24 protein-coding genes are annotated in these 23,651 nt (G+C 65.6%); 23 read left to right on the top strand and 1 reads right to left on the bottom strand.

Annotation, left to right across the window (positions count from 1 at the left end; all coding sequences use genetic code 11):
• From VRZ08_RS02170 to VRZ08_RS02060, 23 genes are all read left to right on the top strand, one after another.
• Positions 1 to 538 (top strand): FkbM family methyltransferase (locus VRZ08_RS02170; RefSeq protein WP_414531430.1); only part of this gene is annotated, 538 nt, incomplete at its 5' end.
• 2 nt (positions 539 to 540) lie between these two features.
• The gene (gene nuoE / locus VRZ08_RS02165; RefSeq protein ID WP_414531429.1) at positions 541 to 1,290 is read left to right on the top strand and encodes an NADH-quinone oxidoreductase subunit NuoE; all 750 of its coding nucleotides are present in this window, start codon (positions 541 to 543) and stop codon (positions 1,288 to 1,290) included.
• Complete coding sequence (locus VRZ08_RS02160; RefSeq protein WP_107344842.1) at positions 1,287 to 1,502, top strand: hypothetical protein; 216 nt, start codon at positions 1,287 to 1,289, stop codon at positions 1,500 to 1,502. Before nuoE ends, VRZ08_RS02160 begins: the two co-directional genes overlap by 4 nt.
• A gap of 18 nt (positions 1,503 to 1,520) precedes the next feature.
• Entirely contained in the window at positions 1,521 to 2,846 is a 1,326-nt protein-coding gene (gene nuoF, locus VRZ08_RS02155) for an NADH-quinone oxidoreductase subunit NuoF (protein WP_107344841.1), read from the top strand.
• A gap of 5 nt (positions 2,847 to 2,851) precedes the next feature.
• A complete protein-coding gene (gene nuoG / locus VRZ08_RS02150) occupies positions 2,852 to 4,927 on the top strand; it encodes an NADH-quinone oxidoreductase subunit NuoG (RefSeq protein ID WP_414531428.1) in 2,076 nt (691 codons plus the stop codon).
• A gap of 9 nt (positions 4,928 to 4,936) precedes the next feature.
• Positions 4,937 to 5,962 carry an NADH-quinone oxidoreductase subunit NuoH gene (nuoH, locus tag VRZ08_RS02145; RefSeq protein WP_012496375.1) on the top strand — a complete coding sequence of 342 codons (1,026 nt, stop codon included), beginning with the start codon at positions 4,937 to 4,939 and terminating at the stop codon, positions 5,960 to 5,962.
• A gap of 7 nt (positions 5,963 to 5,969) precedes the next feature.
• Positions 5,970 to 6,458, top strand: a complete 489-nt coding sequence (gene nuoI / locus VRZ08_RS02140) for an NADH-quinone oxidoreductase subunit NuoI (protein ID WP_011158491.1) — start codon at positions 5,970 to 5,972, stop codon at positions 6,456 to 6,458.
• Positions 6,459 to 6,467: 9 nt separating this feature from the next.
• On the top strand, positions 6,468 to 7,106 hold the full coding sequence (locus VRZ08_RS02135; protein ID WP_346294793.1) for an NADH-quinone oxidoreductase subunit J: 639 nt from the start codon (positions 6,468 to 6,470) through the stop codon (positions 7,104 to 7,106).
• Positions 7,103 to 7,414 carry an NADH-quinone oxidoreductase subunit NuoK gene (gene nuoK / locus VRZ08_RS02130; RefSeq protein ID WP_107344838.1) on the top strand — a complete coding sequence of 104 codons (312 nt, stop codon included), beginning with the start codon at positions 7,103 to 7,105 and terminating at the stop codon, positions 7,412 to 7,414. Before VRZ08_RS02135 ends, nuoK begins: the two co-directional genes overlap by 4 nt.
• 59 nt (positions 7,415 to 7,473) lie before the next feature.
• A complete protein-coding gene (nuoL, locus tag VRZ08_RS02125) occupies positions 7,474 to 9,576 on the top strand; it encodes an NADH-quinone oxidoreductase subunit L (protein WP_346294792.1) in 2,103 nt (700 codons plus the stop codon).
• Positions 9,577 to 11,094, top strand: coding sequence for an NADH-quinone oxidoreductase subunit M (locus tag VRZ08_RS02120; RefSeq protein WP_164571091.1), 1,518 nt, complete (start codon positions 9,577 to 9,579; stop codon positions 11,092 to 11,094).
• Between the two features lie 19 nt (positions 11,095 to 11,113).
• Positions 11,114 to 12,553 (top strand): NADH-quinone oxidoreductase subunit NuoN, encoded by a 1,440-nt coding sequence (gene nuoN / locus VRZ08_RS02115; RefSeq protein WP_107344836.1) that lies wholly within the window; start codon positions 11,114 to 11,116, stop codon positions 12,551 to 12,553.
• Positions 12,554 to 13,360 carry a biotin--[acetyl-CoA-carboxylase] ligase gene (locus tag VRZ08_RS02110; protein ID WP_414531427.1) on the top strand — a complete coding sequence of 269 codons (807 nt, stop codon included), beginning with the start codon at positions 12,554 to 12,556 and terminating at the stop codon, positions 13,358 to 13,360.
• Positions 13,360 to 15,030 carry a ribonuclease J gene (locus tag VRZ08_RS02105; RefSeq protein WP_107344834.1) on the top strand — a complete coding sequence of 557 codons (1,671 nt, stop codon included), beginning with the start codon at positions 13,360 to 13,362 and terminating at the stop codon, positions 15,028 to 15,030. The genes VRZ08_RS02110 and VRZ08_RS02105 overlap by 1 nt, the downstream gene beginning before the upstream one ends.
• A gap of 41 nt (positions 15,031 to 15,071) precedes the next feature.
• On the top strand, positions 15,072 to 15,476 hold the full coding sequence (gene mce, locus VRZ08_RS02100; RefSeq protein ID WP_011158483.1) for a methylmalonyl-CoA epimerase: 405 nt from the start codon (positions 15,072 to 15,074) through the stop codon (positions 15,474 to 15,476).
• Positions 15,477 to 15,479: 3 nt separating this feature from the next.
• Positions 15,480 to 15,761 carry a DUF1467 family protein gene (locus VRZ08_RS02095; RefSeq protein ID WP_107355913.1) on the top strand — a complete coding sequence of 94 codons (282 nt, stop codon included), beginning with the start codon at positions 15,480 to 15,482 and terminating at the stop codon, positions 15,759 to 15,761.
• A 591-nt stretch (positions 15,762 to 16,352) separates the two neighbouring features.
• The gene (locus VRZ08_RS02090; protein WP_414531426.1) at positions 16,353 to 16,769 is read left to right on the top strand and encodes a hypothetical protein; all 417 of its coding nucleotides are present in this window, start codon (positions 16,353 to 16,355) and stop codon (positions 16,767 to 16,769) included.
• A gap of 125 nt (positions 16,770 to 16,894) precedes the next feature.
• Entirely contained in the window at positions 16,895 to 17,434 is a 540-nt protein-coding gene (locus VRZ08_RS02085) for a copper chaperone PCu(A)C (RefSeq protein WP_107344831.1), read from the top strand.
• Positions 17,434 to 17,961, top strand: a complete 528-nt coding sequence (locus VRZ08_RS02080; protein ID WP_414531425.1) for a YcnI family protein — start codon at positions 17,434 to 17,436, stop codon at positions 17,959 to 17,961. The genes VRZ08_RS02085 and VRZ08_RS02080 overlap by 1 nt, the downstream gene beginning before the upstream one ends.
• Positions 17,958 to 19,565: a copper resistance CopC/CopD family protein gene (locus VRZ08_RS02075; RefSeq protein WP_414531424.1), complete on the top strand. Its 1,608-nt coding sequence runs from the start codon at positions 17,958 to 17,960 to the stop codon at positions 19,563 to 19,565. The genes VRZ08_RS02080 and VRZ08_RS02075 overlap by 4 nt, the downstream gene beginning before the upstream one ends.
• A 175-nt stretch (positions 19,566 to 19,740) precedes the next feature.
• Entirely contained in the window at positions 19,741 to 21,057 is a 1,317-nt protein-coding gene (proS, locus tag VRZ08_RS02070; protein WP_414531423.1) for a proline--tRNA ligase, read from the top strand.
• A gap of 79 nt (positions 21,058 to 21,136) precedes the next feature.
• A complete protein-coding gene (locus tag VRZ08_RS02065) occupies positions 21,137 to 22,417 on the top strand; it encodes a lipoprotein-releasing ABC transporter permease subunit (protein ID WP_107344827.1) in 1,281 nt (426 codons plus the stop codon).
• An 11-nt stretch (positions 22,418 to 22,428) separates the two neighbouring features.
• Positions 22,429 to 23,127 (top strand): ABC transporter ATP-binding protein, encoded by a 699-nt coding sequence (locus tag VRZ08_RS02060; protein ID WP_107344826.1) that lies wholly within the window; start codon positions 22,429 to 22,431, stop codon positions 23,125 to 23,127.
• 166 nt (positions 23,128 to 23,293) lie between these two features.
• Here VRZ08_RS02060 and VRZ08_RS02055 read toward each other — a convergent pair whose 3' ends face one another.
• On the bottom strand, positions 23,294 to 23,548 hold the full coding sequence (locus VRZ08_RS02055) for a DUF3551 domain-containing protein (protein ID WP_414531422.1): 255 nt from the start codon (positions 23,546 to 23,548) through the stop codon (positions 23,294 to 23,296).
• Positions 23,549 to 23,651: the final 103 nt, after the last annotated feature.

The raw sequence follows: 23,651 nt of genomic DNA, 5'->3' as shown, positions 1-23,651 counted from the left end.
GGCAATCAATCCGCATCTCCACGGGATGTGTTTTTGTTTTATGAGGTGGGGGGGGGGGGCCGGCCCCCCCACCGCGAAACTGTCGGGCACCAAGCACGAGGCGTTCAGCATCGCCGGCAAGCCCGGCGCCGACGGCGAGACTGTGCCGGTGATCCGTCTCGATGATCTGATCGACGACGGCCATCTGCCGCTCGGCGGCAAGTACATCGTCAAGCTCGACGTCGAGGGGGTCGAGATCGACGCGATCCGCGGCGGCGAGCGGCTGCTCGCTGAAGACACCGCGATCCTGTGCGAAGAGCACGGCAGCGACCGCGATCACAAAGTGTCGCGCTTCATCCTCGAACACACCCCGCTGAAGCTGGTCGTGTACGACCCGCAAAGCAATCGCTACGAGGCCGTAGTCGACCTCGGCATTCTCGACCGGATCAAGGTCGCGTCGAATGTCGGCTACAACGTCGTCGGAACCGCAAGCGCGTTCTGGCAGGCCCGGATCCAACACCTGAATGCGAGCGTGGCGCAGCGCTCGGCGAGAAACTGAGCATGTCCGTTCGTCGTCTGGCACCGAAAGAGCTGCAACCCGAGAGCTTCGCGTTCACCGCGGAAAATCTCGCCTGGGCGCAGAAGGAAATCACCAAGTATCCGCCGGGCCGGCAGTTCTCGGCGGTGATCGCGATCATGTGGCGGGCGCAGGAACAGTGCGGCGGCTGGCTGCCGGAAGCGGCGATCCGCACCGTCGCCGACATGCTGGAGATGCCGCACATCCGTGCGCTGGAAGTGGCGACCTTCTACACGATGTTCCAGCTCAACCCGGTCGGCAAGAAGGCCCATGTGCAGGTCTGCGGCACCACGCCGTGCCGGCTGCGCGGCGCCGGCGAGCTGATCGAGGTCTGCAAGAACCGGATCCACCACGACCCGTTCCATCTGTCGGCTGACGGAGACTTCTCCTGGGAGGAGGTCGAGTGCGCCGGCGCCTGCGTGAATGCGCCGATGGTGCAGATCTGGAAGGATACCTACGAGGATCTGACGCCCGAGACGCTGAACAAGGTGCTGGACTGCTTCGCCAGCGGCAATCCGCCGACGCCGGGTCCGCAGAATGGCCGGCAGCACGCGGCACCGATTACCGGCCCGACCACGTTGAAGACGGGTGGTATCAACGTATCGCCGGTCGACGCCAACGGGCCGCCGTTGACCGATGACGAGGCGAAGCGGGCGGGGGCGGCTGCCAACGTCCAGGAACGCCCCGCGCCCAAGCCGCCCGCAGCAGACGCCACCGAGAAGAACCCGCCATGACGACGCCCGCCCCGGTGGGGCGCGCCGTCGCGGAAAGCGCGAGAGCCATGCCGATCCCCGTTTACATGCTGCTGCACGGTGTCGCCGCCGCAGCGTTCATATTTCTGCTGCAGCGCTACGCGCTCGGTGCAACACTCCAATCGAGCGTGATCTGGGCGCTGACCTTCGGGGGCTGCGCTACCGGGCTCGCTTACATGCAATCCAAACGCTGACAGGGAACGCCGCAAGCCATGCTGGACGACAAGGACCGCATCTTCCGGAACCTGTACGGTCTCGACGACTGGACGCTGAAGGGCGCGCGCCGTCGCGGCGCGTGGGAAGGTACCAAGGCGATCATCGACAAGGGCCGCGACTGGATCATCAACGAGATGAAGGCGTCGGGCCTGCGCGGCCGCGGCGGCGCCGGCTTCCCGACCGGCCTGAAGTGGTCCTTCATGCCGAAGGACAATGCCGACGGCCGGCCGAGCTATCTGGTCGTCAACGCCGACGAGTCCGAACCCGGCACCTGCAAAGACCGCGAGATCATGCGCCACGACCCGCACACGCTGGTCGAAGGCTGTCTGGTCGCCGGCTGCGCGATGGGCGCCCACACCGGCTACATCTACGTGCGCGGCGAGTTCATCCGCGAGCGCGAGCGGCTGCAGGCGGCGATCGACCAGGCCTACGAGGCCAAGCTGATCGGCAAGGACAACGTCCACGGCTATCCGTTCGACCTCTATGTCGCCCACGGCGCCGGCGCTTACATCTGCGGTGAAGAAACCGCGTTGCTCGAGAGTCTCGAGGGCAAGAAGGGCCAGCCGCGGCTGAAGCCGCCGTTCCCGGCGAACGTCGGTCTGTTCGGCTGCCCGACCACGGTGAACAACGTCGAGTCGATCGCGGTGGCGCCGGATATCCTGCGCCGCGGCGCGGCGTGGTTCTCGTCGATCGGCCGCGCCAACAACGTTGGGACCAAGCTTTACGGCATCTCCGGCCACGTCAACACGCCCTGCGTCGTCGAAGAGGCGATGGGCATTCCGTTCCGCGAGCTGATCGAAAAGCACGGCGGCGGCATTCGTGGCGGCTGGGACAATCTGCTGGCGATCATTCCCGGCGGCGCATCGTGCCCGCTGATCCCGGCGGCCGATTGCCAGGACCTGATCATGGACTTCGACGGCACCCGCGCGGTGAAGTCGAGCTTCGGCACCGCCGGCGTGATCGTGATGGACAAGTCGACCGATGTCGTCGCGGCGATCGCGCGCATCAGTTACTTCTTCAAGCACGAAAGCTGCGGCCAGTGCACGCCGTGCCGCGAAGGCACCGGCTGGATGTGGCGCGTGCTCGACCGCATGGTCGAAGGCCGCGCCCACAAGCGTGAAATCGACATGCTGCTGGAAGTAACCAAGCAGGTCGAAGGCCATACCATCTGCGCGCTCGGCGATGCCGCGGCCTGGCCGATCCAGGGCCTGATCCGCGCCTTCCGCCCCGAGATCGAGCGCCGCATCGACGACTTCTCGCGCAAGGCCACGCTCGACGATCAGGGCGTGCTCGATCCGGCGCACATGCAAGCGGCGGAGTGACTGCCATGATCAAGATCATCGTCGACGGCAAGGAAGTCGAAGTTCCGCCGGAGTACACGCTGCTGCAGGCCTGTGAGTCCGCCGGCGCCGAAATTCCGCGATTCTGTTACCACGAGCGGCTGTCGATCGCCGGCAACTGCCGGATGTGTCTGGTCGAGCTGAAGGGCACGCCGAAGCCGGTGGCGAGCTGCGCCTGGGGCGTGCGCGACTGCCGTCCGGGCCCGAACGGCGAGCCGCCGGAGATCTCGACCAAATCGCCGATGGTCAAGAAGGCACGCGAAGGCGTGATGGAGTTCCTGCTGATCAACCATCCGCTCGACTGCCCGATCTGCGATCAGGGCGGCGAGTGCGACCTGCAGGACCAGGCGATGGGCTATGGCGTCGACCAGAGCCGGTTCGCCGAGAACAAGCGCGCTGTTGAGGACAAGTATCTCGGCGTGCTGGTCAAGACCTCGATGACCCGCTGCATCCAGTGCACCCGCTGCGTGCGCTTTGCGGCGGAGATCTGCGGCGTGCCGGAAATGGGCGCGATCGGCCGCGGCGAGGATATGGAGATCACCACCTATCTCGAGCGGGCGCTGACCTCGGAGCTGCAGGGCAACCTGGTCGACATCTGCCCGGTCGGCGCGCTGACGTCCAAGCCGTATGCCTTCGCGGCGCGGCCCTGGGAGCTCGGCAAGACCCAGTCGGTTGATGTGATGGACGGCGTCGGTTCGGCGATCCGCGTCGATACCCGCGGCCGCGAAGTGATGCGCATCCTGCCGCGCGTCAACGAGGCGATCAACGAGGAGTGGATCTCCGACAAGACCCGCCACGTCGTCGACGGCCTGCGCACGCAGCGGCTCGACCGGCCTTACGTTCGTGAGGGTGGCAAGCTGAAGCCGGCGAGCTGGCAGCAGGCATTCGCCGCGATCAAGGCCAAGCTCGACGGCACCTCGGCCAAGAAGATCGGCGCGATCGCCGGCGATCTCGCCGCGGTCGAAGAGATGTTCGCGCTGAAGCAGCTGCTCGCCAAGCTCGGCTCGACCAACGTCGCGGCGCAGAACGTCGCGGCGTTCGATCCGAAGGCCGGCCGCGCCAGCTACATCTTCAATCCCGGCATCGTCGGCATCGAGCAGGCCGACGCGGTGCTGATCATCGGCTCCGATCCGCGCAAGGAAGCGGCGATCCTCAACGCCCGCATCCGTAAGCGCTGGCGGGCCAGCGGCATGCCGATCGGCGTGATCGGCGACCAGGCCGAGCTGACCTATCACTACAACTATCTCGGCGCCGGCACCGACACGCTGAACGATCTGATCGCCGGCAAGCTCGGCTTTGCCGAGACGCTGAAGAACGCCAAGCGCCCGATCATCCTGGTCGGCGCGGCGGCGACTGCGCGTCGCGACGGCGCGGCGATCCTGTCGCTGGCGGCCAAGCTCGCCGCCGACGTCGGCGCGCTCGACGACGGCTGGAACGGCTTTGCGGTGCTGCATCCGGCGGCCTCCAGCGTCGGCGCGCTCGATATCGGCTTCGTGCCGGGAGCGGGCGGGCTGGGTGCAGCGGAGATGGCGACGGCCGGCGGCGTCGACGTGCTGTTTTCGCTCGGCGCCGACGAGGTCAAGGTGCCGGACGGCGCATTCGTCGTTTACATCGGCACCCACGGCGATCGCGGCGCGCACCGCGCCGACGTGATCCTGCCGGGCGCCGCCTACACCGAGAAGTCCGGCATCTACGTCAACACCGAAGGCCGCGTGCAGATCGCCAATCGGGCGTCGTTCCCGCCGGGCGATGCGCGCGAGGACTGGGCGATCCTGCGGGCGCTGTCGGAAGCGCTCGGTGCCAAGCTGCCCTACGACTCGCTGGCGGCGCTGCGCAAGGCGCTGTTCGCCGAGGTGCCGCATCTGATGCGGGTCGATCAAATCGAGGCCGGCGATCCGGCCGATCTGCGCAAGCTGGCGAGCGCCGGCGGCAGCGTCGAAAAGACGCCGTTCAAGCCGGTGATCGCCGATTTCTACATGACCAACCCGATCGCGCGGGCGTCCGCGGTGATGGCGGAATGTTCCCGCCTGGCGTCGGGGCAATTGCTGACGGCGGCGGAGTAGGCGGGACCCATGGCTGAATTCTTCGCGACCAACCTGTGGCCGCTGCTCGTGGTGATCGGGCAGAGCGTGCTGCTGTTGGTCATCCTCCTGATCGCGATCGCCTACATCCTGCTCGCCGACCGTAAGATCTGGGCGGCGGTGCAGATCCGTCGCGGCCCGAACGTGGTCGGACCGTGGGGTCTGCTGCAGTCGTTCGCCGACTTGCTGAAGTTCGTCCTCAAGGAGCCGACCATTCCGGACGGCGCCAACAAGGGCCTGTTCCTGCTGGCGCCGCTGGTGACCTGCGTGCTGGCGCTCGCGGCCTGGGCGGTGATCCCGGTGAATGCCGGCTGGGTGATCGCCGACATCAACGTCGGCGTGCTCTACATCCTCGCGGTGTCGTCACTGTCGGTGTACGGCATCATCATGGCGGGCTGGTCGTCGAACTCGAAGTACCCGTTCCTCGCCGCGCTGCGCTCGGCGGCGCAGATGGTGTCCTACGAAGTCTCGATCGGCTTCGTGGTGATCTGCGTGCTGCTGTGCGTCGGCTCGCTGAACCTGACCGCGATCGTCGAGGCGCAGGACGGCAAGTGGGGCATGCTCGGCTGGTACTGGCTGCCGCTGTTCCCGATGTTCGTGGTGTTCTACGTCTCGGCGCTGGCCGAAACCAACCGCCCGCCATTCGACCTCGTCGAAGCGGAATCGGAACTGGTCGCCGGCTTCATGGTCGAATACTCGTCGACCCCGTATCTGCTGTTCATGCTCGGCGAGTACGTGGCGATCGTCACGATGTGCGCGATGGGCACGATCCTGTTCCTCGGCGGATGGTTGCCGCCGGTGCCTTATGCGCCCTTCACCTGGGTGCCGGGCATCGTCTGGTTCTCGCTGAAGCTGCTGTTCATGTTCTTCCTGTTCGCGATGGCGAAGGCGATCGTGCCGCGCTACCGCTACGACCAGTTGATGCGGCTGGGCTGGAAGGTGTTCCTGCCGCTGTCGCTGGCGATGGTGGTGATCGTGGCGTCGGTCCTGCAGTTCGCCGGCCTGGCACCGAAATGAGGCTTCGATGAACGTCACCGCTACCGCCCGTTCGCTGCTTCTGACCGAGTTCGTATCGGCGTTTTTCCTCGCCATGCGTTACTTCTTCAAACCGAAGCCGACGATCAATTATCCTTTCGAGAAGAACCCGATCTCTCCGCGGTTCCGCGGCGAGCACGCGCTGCGCCGTTATCCCAACGGCGAGGAGCGCTGCATCGCCTGCAAGCTGTGCGAGGCGGTGTGCCCCGCGCAGGCGATCACCATCGAGGCCGGTCCGCGCCGCAACGACGGCACCCGCCGCACGGTGCGCTACGACATCGACATGGTGAAGTGCATCTATTGCGGGTTCTGCCAGGAGGCGTGCCCGGTCGACGCGATCGTCGAGGGACCGAACTTCGAGTTCGCCACCGAGACCCGCGAAGAATTGTACTACGACAAGGCCCGCCTGCTGGCCAACGGCGACCGCTGGGAACGCGAAATCGCCAAGGCCATCTCCCTCGACGCGCCGTACCGGTGAGCTGACGCCATGTCGATGCCCGTCCTGTTCTTCTATCTCTACGCCGGGGTGGCGATCGCCGCCGCGGTGATGGTCGTGGTCGCCCGCAACCCGGTGCACTCCGCGCTGTTCCTGATCCTGGTGTTCGTCAACGCCGCCGGCATGTTCGTGCTGATGGGGGCCGAATTCCTGGCTATGATCCTGATCGTGGTCTATGTCGGCGCCGTCGCGGTGCTGTTCCTGTTCGTGATCATGATGCTGGATGTCGATTACAGCCAGCTTCGCGAGGGCTTCCTCGAATATCTGCCGTTCGGCCTGTTGATCGGCTTCATCTTCCTGGCCGAGCTGCTTCTGTTGGCCGGCGGCTGGGTGATCAGCCCGACCGTCACCAAGGCGGTGACGTCGCCGATCCCGACCGGCGTGTCCAACACCGAGGCGCTCGGCCTCGTGCTCTATACCCGCTACATCCACTACTTCCAGGTGTCGGGCATGGTGCTGCTGGTGGCGATGGTCGGCGCGATCGTGCTGACGCTGCGTCACAAGAAGAAGGTCAAGCGGCAGGATATCGCCGCGCAGAACGCCCGCTCCAAGGAGACGGCGATGGCGATCCGCCACGTCAAGCCGGGGCAGGGCCTGTCCGACAACGATGCTCCGGAGTGGGTGCGATGAACGAGATCGGTCTCGGCCATTTCCTGTCGGTCGCCGCGGTGCTGTTCACGCTCGGCACGCTCGGCATCTTCCTGAACCGCAAGAACGTCATCATCATCCTGATGTCGATCGAGCTGATGCTGCTCGCCGTCAACATCAATCTGGTGGCGTTCTCGATCTACCTGAACGACATCGTCGGCCAGGTTTACGCGCTGCTGGTGCTCACCGTCGCAGCCGCGGAGGCCGCGATCGGCCTTGCGGTGCTGGTGGTGTTCTTCCGCAACCGCGGCACCATCGCGGTGCAAGATATCAACTTGATGAAGGGCTAGGGCATGATCGGCAATCGTTTGCGGATTGACGGCATGTCCGGGGGGCTGAAGGCGCGCGCATGATCCAGGCTATCGTATTCCTGCCGCTTGTCGGCGCGCTGATCGCGGCCGTCATTGCGCTGGTGGGCGCCCACGCCCGCAACCCGAGCGGCGACACCGTCGAGCATCACGATGATCACGGCCATGGCCACGACGCCCATGGCCACGCGGCGCACGGCCATGACGCTCATGCGCATGCCGCGCATGGTCACGACGACCACGCGCACGACGATCACGCTCACGGTCCGGTTGAACCGGCCGCCGCCGGCTCGCGTCTCGCCGAGATCGTCACAACGACGCTGCTGCTGATTTCCTGCGCGCTGTCCTGGGTGACGCTGGTCGAAGTCGGCTTCATGCACCACGATTCACGCGTGGCGTTGTTGCCGTGGATCAATTCCGGCGAGCTGCAGGTCGCCTGGGCGCTGCGCGTCGACACCCTCACGGCCGTGATGCTGGTGGTGGTGACGACGGTGTCGTCGCTCGTTCACCTGTATTCGATCGGCTACATGCACGAGGATCCGCATCGGCCGCGGTTCTTCGGCTATCTCTCGCTGTTCACGTTCGCGATGCTGATGCTGGTGACCGCCGACAACCTGCTGCAGCTGTTCTTCGGCTGGGAAGGCGTCGGTCTGGCGAGCTACCTGCTGATCGGGTTCTGGTACCAGAAGCCGTCGGCCAATGCCGCCGCCATCAAGGCTTTCGTGGTCAACCGCGTCGGCGACTTCGGGTTCCTGCTCGGCATCTTCACGGTGTTCGTGCTGGTCGGCTCCACCGATTTCGACACCATCTTCTCGGCGGCGCCGGGTCTGACCGGCAAGACCATCAACTTCTTCGGCTGGCACGCCGACGCACTGACGCTGGCCTGCCTGATGCTGTTCATGGGCGCGATGGGCAAGTCGGCGCAGTTCCTGTTGCACACCTGGCTGCCTGACGCGATGGAAGGCCCGACCCCGGTGTCGGCGCTGATCCACGCCGCGACCATGGTCACCGCAGGCGTGTTCATGGTGGCGCGGATGTCGCCGCTGTTCGAACTCGCGCCGAATGCGCAGGCCGTGGTGATGTTCTTCGGCGCGACCACCGCGTTCTTCGCGGCGACGATTGGTCTGGTCCAGAACGACATCAAGCGGATCGTGGCGTATTCGACCTGTTCGCAGCTCGGCTACATGTTCGTGGCGATGGGGGCGGGCGCTTACTCGGTCGGCATGTTCCACCTGTTCACGCATGCCTTCTTCAAGGCGCTGCTGTTCTTGGGCGCCGGCTCGGTGATCCACGCGATGCATCACGAGCAGGACATCCGCAACATGGGTGGCCTGAAGGACCGCATCCCGTTCACCTACGGCGTGATGCTGATCGGCACCCTGGCGCTGACCGGCTTCCCGCTGACCGCCGGCTACTTCTCCAAGGACGCGATCATCGAGGCGGCGTTCGTCTCGAAGAACCCGCTGGCGTTCTACGGCTTCCTGATGACCGTGGTCGCCGCGCTGCTGACCTCGTTCTATTCGTGGCGCCTGGTGTTCAAGACCTTCCACGGCGAGCCGCATGATCGGAAGCATTACGAGGCGGCGCATGAGAGCCCGCTGGTGATGACGATCCCGCTGTTCGTGCTCGCGTTCGGCGCGCTGGCGGCCGGCTATCCGTTCAAGGAGCTGTTCGCCGGCCACGGCATCGAGGAGTTCTTCCGCTCGTCGCTGAAGATGCACCCGCACATCATCGAAGAGATGCACCACATCCCGGCCTGGATCGCGTTGCTGCCGACGGTGATGATGGTGGTGGGCTTCCTGGTGTCCTGGTTCTTCTACATCCGGCGCCCGGATATCCCGATGGAGCTCGCCAGCCAGCATCGGCTGCTCTACCAGTTCCTGCTCAACAAGTGGTACTTCGACGAGTTGTACGAGATCATCTTCGTGCGTCCGGCGAAGTGGATCGGCCGCCAGCTCTGGAAGAAGGGCGATGGCATGCTGATCGACGGCTTCGGCCCCGACGGCATCTCTGCCCGGGTGCTCGACGTCACCCGCGGGGTGGTCCGGATGCAGACCGGCTACCTCTACCACTACGCATTCGCGATGCTGATCGGCGTGGCCGGTCTGATCACCTGGTTCATCCTCGGCTTGGGGGGCCGGTAAATGTCGGCTTCGATCATGACCTGGCCGGTGCTGTCGGTCGTTACGTTCCTGCCGGTGCTCGGTGCGGCACTGGTCTATCTGGCCCGCGGCGAGGACGAGGCGGCGCGGCGTAACGCCCGCTGGATCTCGCTGTGGACCACGCTGATCACCTTCGCGGTGTCGCTGCTGCTGGTGTGGCACTTCGATCCCGCCAACCCGGGCTTCCAGTTCGTCGAAAAGGCACCTTGGCTCGGCAACACCATCACCTATCACATGGGTGTCGACGGCATTTCGCTGCCGCTGGTGATCCTGACCACCGCAATCATGCCGTTCTGCATCATCGCGAGCTGGCGCTCGGTGACGGTGCGGGTGCGCGAATACATGATCGCGTTCCTGATCCTCGAAACGCTGATGATCGGCACCTTCTCGGCGCTGGATCTGGTGCTGTTCTATCTGTTCTTCGAAGGCGGCCTGATCCCGATGTTCCTGATCATCGGCATCTGGGGCGGTCCGCGCCGGGTGTACGCGTCGTTCAAGTTCTTCCTGTACACGCTGCTCGGCTCGGTGCTGATGCTGCTGGCGATCATGGCGCTGTACTGGAACGCCGGCACCACCGACATTCCGACCCTGATGCGCACCTCGGTCCCGAGCGGTCTGCAGACCTGGGCGTGGCTGGCGTTCTTCGCTTCATTCGCGGTGAAGATGCCGATGTGGCCGGTGCACACCTGGCTGCCGGACGCTCACGTCGAAGCGCCGACCGCGGGTTCGGTCGTGCTGGCCGCGATCCTGCTGAAGATGGGCGGCTACGGCTTCCTGCGGTTCTCGCTGCCGATGTTCCCCGACGCCTCGGTGTATTTCGCGCCGCTGATCTACACCCTGTCGGTGATCGCGATCATCTACACCTCGCTGGTCGCGCTGATGCAGGAGGACATCAAGAAGCTGATTGCGTACTCCTCAGTGGCGCATATGGGCTTCGTCACTATGGGCATCTTCTCCGGCACCACCCAGGGCGTCGCCGGCGCGGTGTTCCAGATGATCAGCCACGGCATCGTGTCGGGCGCGCTGTTCCTCTGCGTCGGCGTCGTCTACGACCGGATGCACACCCGCGAGATCGCCGCCTATGGAGGCCTGGTCAACCGGATGCCGCTGTACGCGCTGGTGTTCATGGTGTTCACGATGGCCAATGTCGGTCTGCCCGGCACCTCCGGCTTCATCGGTGAATTCCTGACGCTGCTCGGCACCTTCCGCGTCAACATCCCGACCGCGACGCTGGCGACCACCGGCGTGATCCTGTCGGCCGGCTACGCGCTGTGGCTGTATCGCAAGGTGGTGTTCGGAGCGATGACCAAGCCGGCGCTCGCCAGCATCAAGGATTTGACCTGGCGCGAAGGTCTGATGATGGCGCCGCTGGTGGTTCTGACGATCCTGTTCGGCTTCTATCCGAAGCCGGTGCTCGACATGTCGGCCGCCTCCGTTCAGCAACTCGTCAACAACTACGCCGCCGCCGTGACTGCCGTGAAGGCAGCGGCGCTGCCGTGACCGGCAAGGACTGATCCAGATGAACTTTGAAACAGCCGGTTACCCGCTGCTTCCGATCCTGCCGGAACTGGTTCTGGTGGTGGGGGCGATGCTGCTCCTGATGCTCGGCGCGTATCGCGGGCCGAAGGCCACCGGCACCGTCACGGTGCTGGCGATCCTGCTGCTGGTCGCCACCGGCGCGCTGGAGCTGTTCGCGCTGCCGGCCGGCAAGCTGGTCACCTTCGGCGGCAGCTTCATCGTCGACGACTTCGCCCGCTTCCTGAAGGTGCTGGCGCTGATCGGTTCGGCGGTGACGCTGATCCTGTCGCTCGAAGTGCTGACCCATCCGACGCGGCGGATGTTCGAATACGCCATTCTGGTGCTGCTCTCGTCCGCCGGCATGCTGCTGCTGATCTCGGCCGGCGACCTGATCATGCTGTATCTCGGCCTCGAGCTGATGAGCCTCGCGCTCTACGTGGTCGCGGCCAGCAACCGTCAGGATGCCAAGTCGAACGAAGCCGGCATGAAGTACTTCGTGCTCGGCGCTCTGTCGTCCGGCATGCTGCTGTACGGCGCCTCGCTGATCTACGGATTCACCGGCACGGTGCAGTTCTCCGGCATTGCGGCTGCGGCCAAGGACGGCAATGTCGGCCTGGTGTTCGGCCTTGTGTTCCTGCTCGCCGGCCTGTGCTTTAAGGTCTCCGCTGTGCCGTTCCACATGTGGACGCCGGACGTCTATGAAGGCGCGCCGACTCCGGTCACTGCGTTCTTCGCCTCGGCGCCGAAGGTGGCGGGCATCGCGATCTTCACCCGCGTCACGCTGACGGCGTTCCCGAGCATCGCGCCGCAGTGGCAGCAGATCGTGATCTTCGTGGCGATCGCCTCGATGGCGCTCGGCTCGTTCGCGGCGATCGGCCAGAAGAACATCAAGCGCCTGATGGCGTATTCGGCGATCGCCAATATCGGCTTCGCGCTGGTCGGTCTGTCGGCCGGCACGGTCGAAGGCGCGCAGGGCGTGATCGTCTACATCTCGATCTATGTGGCGATGACGCTGGGCGCGTTCGCGGTGATCCTGGCGATGCGTCGCAACGGCATGCACGTCGAGAACATCAGCGACTTCGCCGGCCTGTCGCGGACCAATCCGCCGCTGGCGTTCTTCTTCGCGATGCTGCTGTTCTCGTTCGCCGGCATCCCGCCGCTGGCCGGGTTCTTCGCCAAGTTCTACGTGTTCATGGCCGCGATCAAGGCCGGCATGTTTGTGCTGGCAGTGGTCGGCGTCGTCACCAGCGTGGTGGGTGCCTACTATTATCTCGCCATCGTCAAGGTGATGTACTTCGACGAGCCGGCGCCGGGCGTCGATCCGGTGCGGCCGGAGCTGCGCGGCGTCCTGATGGTCGCCGGCCTTTTCAATATGCTGTTCTTCGTCTACCCGGCACCGCTGGTGAACGCAGCGACAGCGGCAGCCAAGTCGCTGTTCTAAATGACAGCGCTGCATCTCGGATCAAAGGCGGCAGCGGCGGGCTATAGGCTCGCCGCTTTCGATTCCACGGGCTCGACCAACGCCGAGGCGCTGACCAGCGCGCGATCAGGCGAGGCGGGTCCGATGTGGTTCGTCACCACCGAGCAGACCGCTGGCCGCGGCCGCCGCCAGCGCGCCTGGATCGCGCCGCGCGGCAATCTCGCCAGCAGTGTTCTCGAAGTGATGCGAGTGCCGCCCGGCACCGCGGCGACGCTCGGCTTCGCGGCCGGGCTCGCGCTCGAAGCCGCGCTGCAGCAGGTCAGCCTGGAAGTGCGGGCGCGCTCAGGGATCGATTTTGGTTTCCGGCTGAAATGGCCGAACGACGTGCTGGCATCCGGCAAGAAGCTCGCCGGCATTTTGCTCGAAGCGGAGAATGTCGGTGATCGCCTCGCCGTGGTGGTCGGTATCGGCACCAACGTCATCGCGGCGCCGACCGATACGCCGTATCCGGCAGTCTCGCTGCACGACCTCGGCATTTCGGTGAGCGCGGAGGATCTGTTCGCGGCGCTGTCCGACGCTTGGACGGAGCTGCGCGGCATCTGGGACGACGGCCGCGGCTTTCCGGAGATTCGCCGGCGCTGGTTGGAGCGCGCCGCCGGTCTCGGCGAGCCGGTGTCGATCCGGTCGGGCGACAGCGCGCTCGAGGGCGTGTTCGACAGCATCGACGACACCGGCTGTCTGATCGTGCGCACCACCGACGGAAGAAGGGTGCCGGTTTCGGCCGGTGACGTGTATTTCAAAGGCGTCGCATCAATGGGAGCGGCGTGATGGCGCGTCCGGACGAGTTTACATTTGCGCCGCTCGGCGGCGTCGGCGAGATCGGCATGAACCTGTCGATCTACGGCCTCGGCAATCGCGCTCAGCGGAGCTGGCTGGCGGTCGACCTCGGCGTGTCGTTCGGCGACGAGGAGCATCTGCCCGGCATTGATTTGATCATGCCGGACATCCGCTTCCTGGAAAAAGAGAAGAAGAACCTGGTCGGCCTGGTGCTGACCCATGCGCACGAGGATCATTTCGGCGCGATCATCGATCTGTGGCCGAAGCTCGGCTGCCCGATCTACGCCACCAAGTTCAGCGCCTCGCTGTTCGCCGCCAAGCTGGCGGCCGAACGCACCACGCTGAAGATTCCGATCACCGAAGTGCCGTCGGGCGGCACCATCGATCTCGGCCCGTTCAGCGTCGAGTTCATCCCGGTGGCGCATTCGATTCCGGAAAGCCACGCGCTGGCGATCCGCACCTCGGTCGGCACCGTGCTGCACACCGGCGACTGGAAGATCGATCCGACGCCCGTCGTCGGTCCGCCGACCGACGAAGCACGACTGCGTCAGCTCGGCGACGAAGGCGTGCTCGCGCTGATCGGCGATTCCACCAACGCGGTGCGCGACGGCCGCTCGCCGTCGGAAGCTGAAGTTGCGGTTTCGCTCGCCGGCCTGATCAAGTCGGCGAAGGGCCGCGTCGCGGTGACGACCTTCGCATCAAACGTCGGCCGCATCCGTGCTGTCGCCGATGCGGCAAAGGCGGCGGGGCGCGAGGTTGTTCTGGTTGGACGCGCGATGGACCGCGTTGCGCAGGTCGCGCGCGAGACAGGGCATCTCGATGGCGTGCAGAGTTTCCGCGGACCCGAGTATTATGGGCACTTTCCGCCCGACAAGGTGCTGGCGCTGTGCACCGGCAGCCAGGGCGAGCCGCGCGCCGCGCTGGCGCGAATTGCCAGAGACGACCATCCCGAAATCACCCTCAACAAGGGCGACTGCGTGATCTTCTCGTCGCGCACCATTCCGGGCAACGAGAAGGCGGTCGGCAGCATCATCAACGGGCTGGTGACGCAAGGCATCGAAGTGATCACCGATCGCGATCACCTCGTTCACGTCTCCGGCCATCCGCGCCGCGACGAACTGCGCGAGATGATCTCCTGGGTGCGGCCGCAGCTCTTGATCCCGGTGCACGGCGAAGCGTTGCATCTGAACGCACACGCCAAGCTGGCGCGGCAGATGGGCGTGCCGAAGGTGATGACCTGCCGCAACGGCGACCTGATCCGTCTCGGCCCGGGCGATCCGGCGGTGATCGATCAACTGCCGTCGGGCCGGCTCTACAAAGACGGCACCATCCTCGAGCAGGACACCTCGCGCGCCGTGGTCGAGCGCCGCAAGATGGCGTTCGCCGGCTGTGCCTTCGTGGCGCTGGCGCTGACCGAGGCCGGCGAACTCGCCGACGATCCCGAGGTCGATCTGGTCGGCATGCCGGAGAACAACACCGCGGGCGAACCACTCGAAGACATCGTGTTCGATGCCGTGGTTGCCACTGTCGAGGGGTTGCCGCGCGCGCGGCGACGCGATCCGGACTCCGTGGCGGAATCGGTGCGACGCACGGTCCGCTCGATCGTTCAGGCGGAATGGGGCAAGAAACCTTTGTGCACGGTGCACGTGCTGACGGTTTGAGATAAACACCAACAAGAACACGACAACGAAAGAGGGTGACCATGCTCGGGCGGCTCAACCACGTGGCGATCGCGGTGAAGGATGCGGTACAGGCCGCCAAGGTCTACGGCGCCGGCTTCGATGCGGCGATCTCGGAAGCCGTGCCGCTGCCGGAGCACGGCGTCATCACCGTGTTCGTGACCCTGCCGAACACCAAGATCGAGTTCATCCAGCCGCTCGGCGAAGCCTCGCCGATCGCCAAGTTTCTCGAGCGCAACGCCGACGGCGGCATTCACCACGTCTGCTACGAAGTGCCGGACATCATCGAAGCGCGCGACCGCCTGACCAAGGAAGGCGCGCGGGTGCTCGGCGACGGCAATCCGAAGATCGGCGCCCACGGCAAGCCGGTGCTGTTCTTCCATCCGAAGGATTTTTCCGGCGCGCTGGTCGAGATCGAACAAGCCTGATCGATGGCCTCCACCATCGCCGGCCTGCTCGCGATCTACTTCGTCTTATGGTGGATCGTGTTGTTCGTGACGCTGCCGTTCGGCGTGCGCAGTCACGCCGAGAGCGAAGGTGAGGGGCCGTCTCCCGGCACCGATCCCGGCGCCCCAGTGGCAACGCTGCTGGCGCGCAAGGCGCTGTGGACCACGCTGATCTCGGCGGTGATCTTCGCCGTCGCGCTCTACGCGTATCGGTCCGGCTGGCTCGGCATCGATCGTCTCGCCAAGCTGATGAATCTGCCGCTGTAGTAGCCGCTGCGCCGCATGCCGCGTTGTCGTGGCGACGTGCTGTGGTTCGGCGCTGCGTGTTGAGCGCAGCGAGCCTCACGGGCGCGTGCACGATTCGCGGCGATGAATTTCGCTGCGTTCAATCGATCCTACCAGTCGCGCACGCGCAGCAGCTCTTTTTGCCAAATGTATCTGGGTTGGATTCGCCCGCGAGCAGCGCCGGCTGCTTGGCGATTCGTCGAATGAAAAATAGTGCCGAAATGGTGCTGAAAAAGAAAAAGCAGGGCGCGGCGCCCTGCTAAAAAACTTGTCGACCCTATAATTTCCCCGAATAGTTGTTCGTATTGTTTGGCCGGGCGACGTTCGTTGATGAACGTCAGGGTTCCTCCCGAGACTTGGACCACTCAGACCTTCGCCGCAAGGCTCAGCCTGTAGCCACATTGGTAGCCTATTCTAAGCGTCTTGTCATCATTCACGGCAACGAATGTTCAAATTTAAGGCAAGACGTGAAATGAACGAGAACTCGCCAGCTGCACGCGGTTTGCAGTTTCGTTTGGCGCGGTTGCCGAGCTGTGCGATGCTGCGTTGGTCAACCGAACGCAACCGACCTGCATGATAATTCACCCGCCCAAAGGACTGTCTGCGCTGCGCCGACGCCTCGGGCGGCTGATTCCGTTGGTTGCTGTGGTGGTGCTGGTGCAGCTTTTGGCGCCGGTCGGGGCGGTGCGCTTCATTGCCAGTGCGATTGCCGATCCGGTCGGCGTCGCGCCGCTGTGCGCCGAGATGGCGAGGCCGGGGCAGGCATCACACGCCGCTATACCGTCGGCGCACGACTCGGGCTGCTGTGCGATCTGCGCCGTCGGCCTCAGCGGTGCGCCGGTGCCGGCGCTGCCGCCGCAGGATTTCGTGGTGGCGCGGTTTGCCGAGGTGGTGGTCTGGTACCTTGCCGATTCGGCGCCGGCCGACCGTCGCTCGTTCGCGCACGCCCGGGCGCGTGGGCCGCCGGCTCTGGTTTCAGCCTCTGCCTGACCGCGGCGTCCGCCGCTCTTTTCAATGTTCGATAATCGCCGGACGGCGCGTCACCCCGCAATCGCCGGGAACGCGCCTGCCGCAGCTTTCGTTCTGACTTCCTCAACTGACAGAAAGACCCACCCATGAAGATGTTCATCCGCAGCGTTGCGTCCGTCGCCGTTGCCACCTTGCTGTCCACCGCCGCCGTGCAGGCCGCCGAGGTCAAGGCCGGCGATCTGGTGATCAGCCAGTCGTGGAGCCGCGCCACCCCGGGCGGCGCCAAGGTTGCCGGCGGCTTCCTCACCATCGAGAACAAGGGCAGCAGCGCCGACCGTCTGGTGTCCGGCACCGCCGACATCGCCGGCAAGGTCGAGATCCACGAGATGTCGATGGACAACGGCGTGATGAAGATGCGCCCGCTCGACAAGGGCCTGCCGATCGAGCCCGGCAAGACCGTCACGCTGATGCCGGGCAGCTACCACATCATGCTGATGGATCTGAAAGGCCCGCTGAAGCAGGGCGACAAGGTGCCGATGACGCTGCAGTTCGAAAAGGCCGGCAAGGTTCAGGTCACGCTCGACGTCGAAGGCGTCGGCGCCAAGGCGCCGGGCGATGCCGGCGGCAGCATGATGAAGATGGACCACGGCACGATGGATCACAGCGGCCACGGGATGAAGAAGTGATGCGGCTGCGATCCGTATCGGCAGCGGCGGCCCTCGCGGCCGCCGCGCTCGGCGCCGCGCCGGCGCTGGCTCACGTCACGCTGCAGCCGAACGAGGCCACGGCGGGCAATTACTTCCAGGCGGCATTCAGCGTGCCGCACGGCTGCGACGGCAGCGCGACGGTTGCGGTCCGGGTCAAAATTCCGGACGGCGTGCTGTCGGTGAAGCCGCAGATGAAGCCGGGCTGGTCGGTCGACATCAAGACCCGCAAGATCGATGGCGAACAGCCGAAGCTGCACGGCAAGACCATCACCGAGACCGTCGACGAGGTGACCTGGCGCGGCGGGCCGCTCCCGGACAACCTCTACGACACTTTCGGTCTGGTGATGAAACTGCCCGACGCTGCCGGCAAGACGCTGTACTTCCCGGTGGTGCAGGAATGCGAAAAGGGCGTTTCGCGCTGGATCGAAATTCCTGCCTCGGGACAGAAGCCCGACGCCCTGCATGAGCCGGCCCCGGCGCTGCGGCTGAAGCCGAAGGCGCCGTGACGGCGGGCTACACTCACACGCGCCGCCGCGGGCGCTGGCTGGCCTGGATCACGGCGATCGCCGTGCTGCTGTGGCCGGCGCTCGCGGCCGCGCATGCCAGCCTCGTCGCCAGCGATCCCGCTTCTGAAGCGGTGCTGGCGACGCCGCCGACCAGTTTCTCGCTGACCTTCAACGAACCGGTCACCGCGCTGCTGCTGCAACTGATCGACGCGCGCGGCCGCAGCCAAGCGATCACGGCAATCGACCAGGACGGCGCGACCCTTCGATTTGCTCCGCCGGCCGGACTAGGCGAGGGCGCCCATGTGCTGAGCTGGCGGGTGGTCTCCGCCGACGGCCACCCGATCGGCGGGGCGCTGACGTTCTGGATCGGGACGCCCGGCCAAAGGCTGCCGCCGATCGTCGTGCCGGACGATCCCGCGCGTCGCACCGCGATTTGGGCGACGCGCATCCTGGGCGGCTTCACGCTGCTGACCGCCGTCGGCGGCGCGGCGTTCCTGGCCTGGATCGCTGCCGCACCGGTCGCGGGCGCGGCGATGCTGACCGCAGGACTCGCGCTGCTCGGCCTGGCCGCTGTCGTGTTGTCGGCCGGCCTGCAGGGGCTGGACGCGCTCGATCTGCCGCTGGCCCGGCTCGGCGATGCCGCGGTGTGGCGCGCCGGCGCATCGGGCTCGTTCGGCGATGCGGCCGCACTGTCCGGCATGGCCTTCGTCCTGACGCTGCTGGCACTGCGCTGGCGCGGCTGGAACGCGCGGCTGCTGTCGCTCGGCGCCGTGGTGAGCCTCGGCACGGCGTTCGCCGTCAGCGGACATGCGGCCACAGCCGAGCCGCGCGCGCTCTCCGGCGCCGCCGTCTGGCTGCATGGCGTCAGCCTGGCGCTGTGGATCGGCGCACTGCTGCCGCTGGCGATCGCGGTCGGCAGGCGCGATGCGGCGCCGGCGACGCTGCGGCGGTTTTCCAAGGCGATCCCGCTGGTGATCGTAATGCTGCTGATCAGCGGCGTCGCGCTGGCGGCGATCGAACTCGGGCGGATCGATGCGCTGTGGCAGAGCGATTATGGCCGTGTGCTGATCGCCAAGCTGGCGCTGGTTTGCGTGCTGCTCGCTCTGGCGCTGTGGAACCGGGTGTGGCTGACGCCGCTGCTGCTGGCCGGCGAAGCTTCGACGGTGCGGAGAATGCGGGCCAGCATCGTGGCCGAGCTGGTGCTGGTGATCGCCATCCTGGGCGTGGTCGGGCTGTGGCGGTTCACGCCGCCGCCGCGCAGCACCGCATCTCAACCGGCGGCAGCCTCGGAGATGGTGCATCTTCATACCGAGCGGGCGATGGCCACGGTGACGCTGGCGCCCGCCCGAGCCGGGCCTGTCGAGATCGAAGTGCTGCTGCAGACGGCCGAGGAAGCGCCGCTTGCCGCGCAGGCGCTGACCGTGACGCTGGCCAAGCCTGACGCCGGGATCGAGCCGCTCAGCGCCGAAGCGCGGAAGACGGCGGACGGACCCTGGCGGGCGCGGCTGACGGCGCCGGTGCCAGGGACATGGACGCTGACGCTCGGCATCCTGATCTCGGATTTCGAGAAGGTGAACCTCGAAACCCCGATCGTGATTCGATAGTCGGGTGCCGAGCACCCGGTCGCCGTGCTAGACCGCAAGTGTCCCGCACCGACCTGAGCAGCGGCCAATCCGGCTCGAATTGCAGAGTTGCGCGGCTCCCGCCCTTGTGTTTTCGCGTCCGATCCGGTTTCACTGGCGCAAAATCAGCTTCCACCCGATTCTCCGAGCAAATCCCATGCGTTTGTCGCGATTCTTCCTGCCGATCCTGAAGGAAAACCCGAAGGAGGCCGAGATCGTCTCGCACCGGCTGATGCTGCGCGCCGGCATGCTGCGGCAGGAGGCGGCCGGCATCTACGCCTGGCTGCCGCTCGGCCATCGGGTGCTGAAGAAGATCGAGCAGATCGTCCGCGAGGAGCAGAACCGCGCCGGCGCGATCGAACTGCTGATGCCGACGCTGCAGCTCGCCGACCTGTGGCGCGAGAGCGGCCGCTACGATGCCTACGGTCCGGAGATGCTGCGGATCGCCGACCGGCATAAGCGGGAATTGCTGTACGGCCCGACCAACGAGGAAATGATCACCGAGATCTTCCGGGCCTACATCAAGTCCTACAAGAGCTTGCCGCTGAATCTTTATCATATTCAATGGAAATTCCGCGACGAGCAGCGTCCGCGTTTCGGCGTGATGCGCGGCCGCGAATTCCTGATGAAGGACGCGTACTCGTTCGACGTCGACGAAGCCGGCGCGCGCAAGTCCTACAACAAGATGTTCGTCGCTTACCTGCGCACCTTCGCGCGGATGGGCCTGAAGGCAATCCCGATGCGCGCCGAGACCGGCCCGATCGGCGGTGATCTCAGCCACGAATTCATCGTGCTGGCCGAGACCGGCGAGTCCGGTGTCTACATCGACCGCGACGTGCTGAACCTGCCGGTGCCGGACGAGAACGTTGACTACGATGGCGACCTGACCCCGATCATCAAGCAGTGGACCTCGGTCTATGCGGCGACCGAGGACGTTCACGAGGCGGCGCGCTATGAAAGCGAAGTGCCGGAGGCCAACCGCCTCAACACCCGCGGCATCGAGGTCGGTCAGATCTTCTACTTCGGCACCAAGTATTCCGACTCGATGAAGGCCAATGTCACCGGCCCGGACGGGACCGATGCGCCGATCCACGGCGGCTCCTACGGTGTCGGCGTGTCGCGGCTGGTCGGCGCGATCATCGAGGCCTGCCACGACGACAACGGCATCATCTGGCCGGAGGCGGTGGCGCCGTTCCGGGTGACGATCCTCAATCTGAAGCAGGGCGACGCTGCGACCGACGCGGCCAGCGACCAGCTGTATCGCGAGCTGTCGGCCAAGGGCGTCGACGTTCTGTATGACGACACCGATCAGCGCGCCGGCGCCAAGTTCGCGACTGCGGACCTGATCGGCATTCCGTGGCAGATCCACGTCGGTCCGCGCGGGCTGGCCGAAGGCAAGGTCGAACTCAAGCGCCGCAGCGACGGGTCGCGCGAAAATCTCGCACTCGCCGATGTGGTCGCACGTCTGACGTAATAGGCACTTATCCACCGCGGGCCTGAACGGCGAGGGCGGCGTCGGCCAGATAAAGCCCGAATCGTGTGAAATTCGGACTATGGATCACGCCATGAACGAGCCAGTTCGAACTCCTCCTTTTGCGCCATTCGAATGGCTGATTTCCGGGCGCTATCTGCGCGCGCGCCGGCGTGAGGGGTTCATCTCGGTGATCGCCGGCTTCTCGTTCCTCGGCATCATGCTCGGGGTGGCGACGCTGATCATCGTCATGGCGGTGATGAACGGCTTCCGCAAAGAGCTGCTCGACAAGATCCTCGGCCTGAACGGCCACCTCCTGGTGCAGCCGCTGGAAAGCCCGCTGACCGACTGGAAGGACGTCGCCGACCGGCTCAGCGGCGTGCAGGGCATCAAGCTCGCAGCCCCGGTGGTTGACGGCCAGGCGCTGGCGTCGTCGCCGTTCAACGCCTCGGGCGTGTTCGTGCGCGGCATCCGCGCCGACGACCTCAATCATCTGTCGTCGATCGCCAATCATCTGAAGCAAGGTACGCTGGAAGGCTTCGACGACAGCCAGGGCGTCGCGATCGGACGCCGGCTCGCCGATCAGCTGTCGCTGCACGCCGGCGACAGCATCACGCTAGTGGCGCCGCGCGGCGCCGTGACGCCGATGGGCACCACGCCGCGGATCAAGCCCTATAAGGTCGCGGCGGTGTTCGAGATCGGTATGTCCGAATACGATTCGACCTTCGTGTTCATGCCGCTGAAGGAAGCGCAGGCGTATTTCAACCGCGCCAACGACGTCACCGCCATCGAGGTCTATACCGACAATCCCGACCGCATCGACGTCTTCCGCAAGGCGGTGACCGAAGCCGCCGGAAGGCCCGTGTTCCTGGTCGACTGGCGCCAGCGCAATTCGACGTTCTTCAACGCGCTCCAGGTCGAGCGCAACGTCATGTTCCTGATCCTGACGCTGATCGTGCTGGTGGCGGCGCTCAACATCATCTCCGGCCTGATCATGCTGGTGAAGGACAAGGGCGCCGACATCGCGATCCTGCGCACCATGGGCGCGAGCCAGGGCTCGATCATGCGGGTGTTCCTGATCACCGGCGCGGCGATCGGCGTGGTCGGCACGCTGACCGGGTTCTTCGTCGGCGTGCTGGTGTGCATGAACATCGAGTCGATCCGGCAGTTCCTGTCCTGGGTCACCAACACCGAACTGTTCTCGCCGGAGCTGTATTTCCTGTCGAAGCTGCCGGCCGAGATCGATTTCGCCGAGACCAGCGCGGTGGTGATCATGGCGCTGACGCTGTCGTTCCTCGCCACGCTGTACCCGTCGTGGCGCGCCGCGCGCCTCGATCCGGTCGACGCGCTGCGCTACGAGTAAGGCGAAACACGATGGAGCAGGGCGCCGAAGACATCCCGGTCGTGTACCTTCACGACATCAAGCGCCAGTATTCACAAGGCGAGGCGACGCTGACGATCCTCGACGGCGCCAGGCTGGCGCTCTGGGCGGGGCAATCGGTGGCGCTGGTGGCGCCGTCCGGTTCGGGCAAGTCGACGCTGCTGCACATCGCCGGGCTGCTCGAGCATCCGGATGAGGGCGAGGTCTATGTCAGCGGCGCGGCAACGTCGGCGCTGACCGATGCCGAGCGCACCCAGATCCGCCGCACCGACATCGGCTTCGTTTACCAGTCGCACCGGCTGCTGCCGGAATTCACCGCGCTGGAAAACGTGATGCTGCCGCAGATGATCCGCGGCCTGAAGCGCAAAGAGACGATCAGCCGCTCCAAGGAAATCCTGTCCTATCTGGGGCTCGCCGACCGCATCACCCATCGGCCGTCGGAATTGTCAGGCGGCGAGCAGCAGCGCGTCGCGATCGCCCGCGCGGTGGCCAATGCGCCCCGCGTGCTGTTCGCCGACGAGCCGACCGGCAATCTCGATCCGCACACCGCTGATTACGTGTTCAACGCGCTGATGCAGCTGGTCAAGGCGACCCAGGTGGCGATGCTGATCGCCACCCACAACATGGAGCTCGCCGCCCGCATGGACCGCCGCGTTTCGCTGCAGGACGGCGTGGTGGTCGAGCTGGAATAGGGCGCGCCAGGCCTTCATTCCGTCATTCCGGGCGCTCGCGTTAGCGAGCGAACCCGGAATCCCGCGGTGCAGGGTGAAGCGCCTCAACGCAGAACATCTCGGGATTCCGGGTTCGCGCTTGCGCGCGCCCCGGAATGACAGGGCCCTAAGAGAGCCGCGCTCGTCGTCAGTGCTGGCGGCGATGCTTGCGCTTCTTCTTGGTCGGCTGCTGCTGCGGCGCGGTGTACCACGGGTTGGTCATGCAATCGGCGCTGCGGCCCGAGGCCGACATCCGGCACTGCGCTATGGTGTCGTAGCTGCACTCGTCGTACCAGTCGTGATAGCTCTGATACACCCGCAGGCAGACCGGATAATCCCGCGCCTCGGCGGTGGTGGTCAGGCCGAGGCCGGCGAGCATCGCGATCAGGAGCAGCTTGCGCATCTTCGTTCGGATCCTTGTTGAGCAGCCGGTCGCGGTAGCGGCGACTCGGCGCACCCGAGAGTGTGACAGAAATCTATGACGGCGCGGGGTCGGCGCACATGCG

It is taken from the genome of Rhodopseudomonas sp. G2_2311, from assembly GCF_047501505.1.
Taxonomy (GTDB): Bacteria; Pseudomonadota; Alphaproteobacteria; order Rhizobiales; family Xanthobacteraceae; genus Rhodopseudomonas; species Rhodopseudomonas palustris_H.
This window is presented reverse-complemented; position numbering and strand designations above follow the sequence as displayed.

Bases quoted from the DNA above. Each gene is read 5' to 3' on its own strand.
- nuoE (WP_414531429.1), top strand. From the start codon at position 541: ATGTCCGTTCGTCGTCTGGCACCGAAAGAGCTGCAACCCGAGAGCTTC.
- VRZ08_RS02160 (WP_107344842.1), top strand. From the start codon at position 1,287: ATGACGACGCCCGCCCCGGTGGGGCGCGCCGTCGCGGAAAGCGCGAGA.
- nuoF (WP_107344841.1), top strand. From the start codon at position 1,521: ATGCTGGACGACAAGGACCGCATCTTCCGGAACCTGTACGGTCTCGAC.
- nuoG (WP_414531428.1), top strand. From the start codon at position 2,852: ATGATCAAGATCATCGTCGACGGCAAGGAAGTCGAAGTTCCGCCGGAG.
- nuoH (WP_012496375.1), top strand. From the start codon at position 4,937: ATGGCTGAATTCTTCGCGACCAACCTGTGGCCGCTGCTCGTGGTGATC.
- nuoI (WP_011158491.1), top strand. From the start codon at position 5,970: ATGAACGTCACCGCTACCGCCCGTTCGCTGCTTCTGACCGAGTTCGTA.
- VRZ08_RS02135 (WP_346294793.1), top strand. From the start codon at position 6,468: ATGTCGATGCCCGTCCTGTTCTTCTATCTCTACGCCGGGGTGGCGATC.
- nuoK (WP_107344838.1), top strand. From the start codon at position 7,103: ATGAACGAGATCGGTCTCGGCCATTTCCTGTCGGTCGCCGCGGTGCTG.
- nuoL (WP_346294792.1), top strand. From the start codon at position 7,474: ATGATCCAGGCTATCGTATTCCTGCCGCTTGTCGGCGCGCTGATCGCG.
- VRZ08_RS02120 (WP_164571091.1), top strand. From the start codon at position 9,577: ATGTCGGCTTCGATCATGACCTGGCCGGTGCTGTCGGTCGTTACGTTC.
- nuoN (WP_107344836.1), top strand. From the start codon at position 11,114: ATGAACTTTGAAACAGCCGGTTACCCGCTGCTTCCGATCCTGCCGGAA.
- VRZ08_RS02110 (WP_414531427.1), top strand. From the start codon at position 12,554: ATGACAGCGCTGCATCTCGGATCAAAGGCGGCAGCGGCGGGCTATAGG.
- VRZ08_RS02105 (WP_107344834.1), top strand. From the start codon at position 13,360: ATGGCGCGTCCGGACGAGTTTACATTTGCGCCGCTCGGCGGCGTCGGC.
- mce (WP_011158483.1), top strand. From the start codon at position 15,072: ATGCTCGGGCGGCTCAACCACGTGGCGATCGCGGTGAAGGATGCGGTA.
- VRZ08_RS02095 (WP_107355913.1), top strand. From the start codon at position 15,480: ATGGCCTCCACCATCGCCGGCCTGCTCGCGATCTACTTCGTCTTATGG.
- VRZ08_RS02090 (WP_414531426.1), top strand. From the start codon at position 16,353: ATGATAATTCACCCGCCCAAAGGACTGTCTGCGCTGCGCCGACGCCTC.
- VRZ08_RS02085 (WP_107344831.1), top strand. From the start codon at position 16,895: ATGAAGATGTTCATCCGCAGCGTTGCGTCCGTCGCCGTTGCCACCTTG.
- VRZ08_RS02080 (WP_414531425.1), top strand. From the start codon at position 17,434: ATGCGGCTGCGATCCGTATCGGCAGCGGCGGCCCTCGCGGCCGCCGCG.
- proS (WP_414531423.1), top strand. From the start codon at position 19,741: ATGCGTTTGTCGCGATTCTTCCTGCCGATCCTGAAGGAAAACCCGAAG.
- VRZ08_RS02065 (WP_107344827.1), top strand. From the start codon at position 21,137: ATGGATCACGCCATGAACGAGCCAGTTCGAACTCCTCCTTTTGCGCCA.
- VRZ08_RS02060 (WP_107344826.1), top strand. From the start codon at position 22,429: ATGGAGCAGGGCGCCGAAGACATCCCGGTCGTGTACCTTCACGACATC.
- VRZ08_RS02055 (WP_414531422.1), bottom strand. From the start codon at position 23,548: ATGCGCAAGCTGCTCCTGATCGCGATGCTCGCCGGCCTCGGCCTGACC.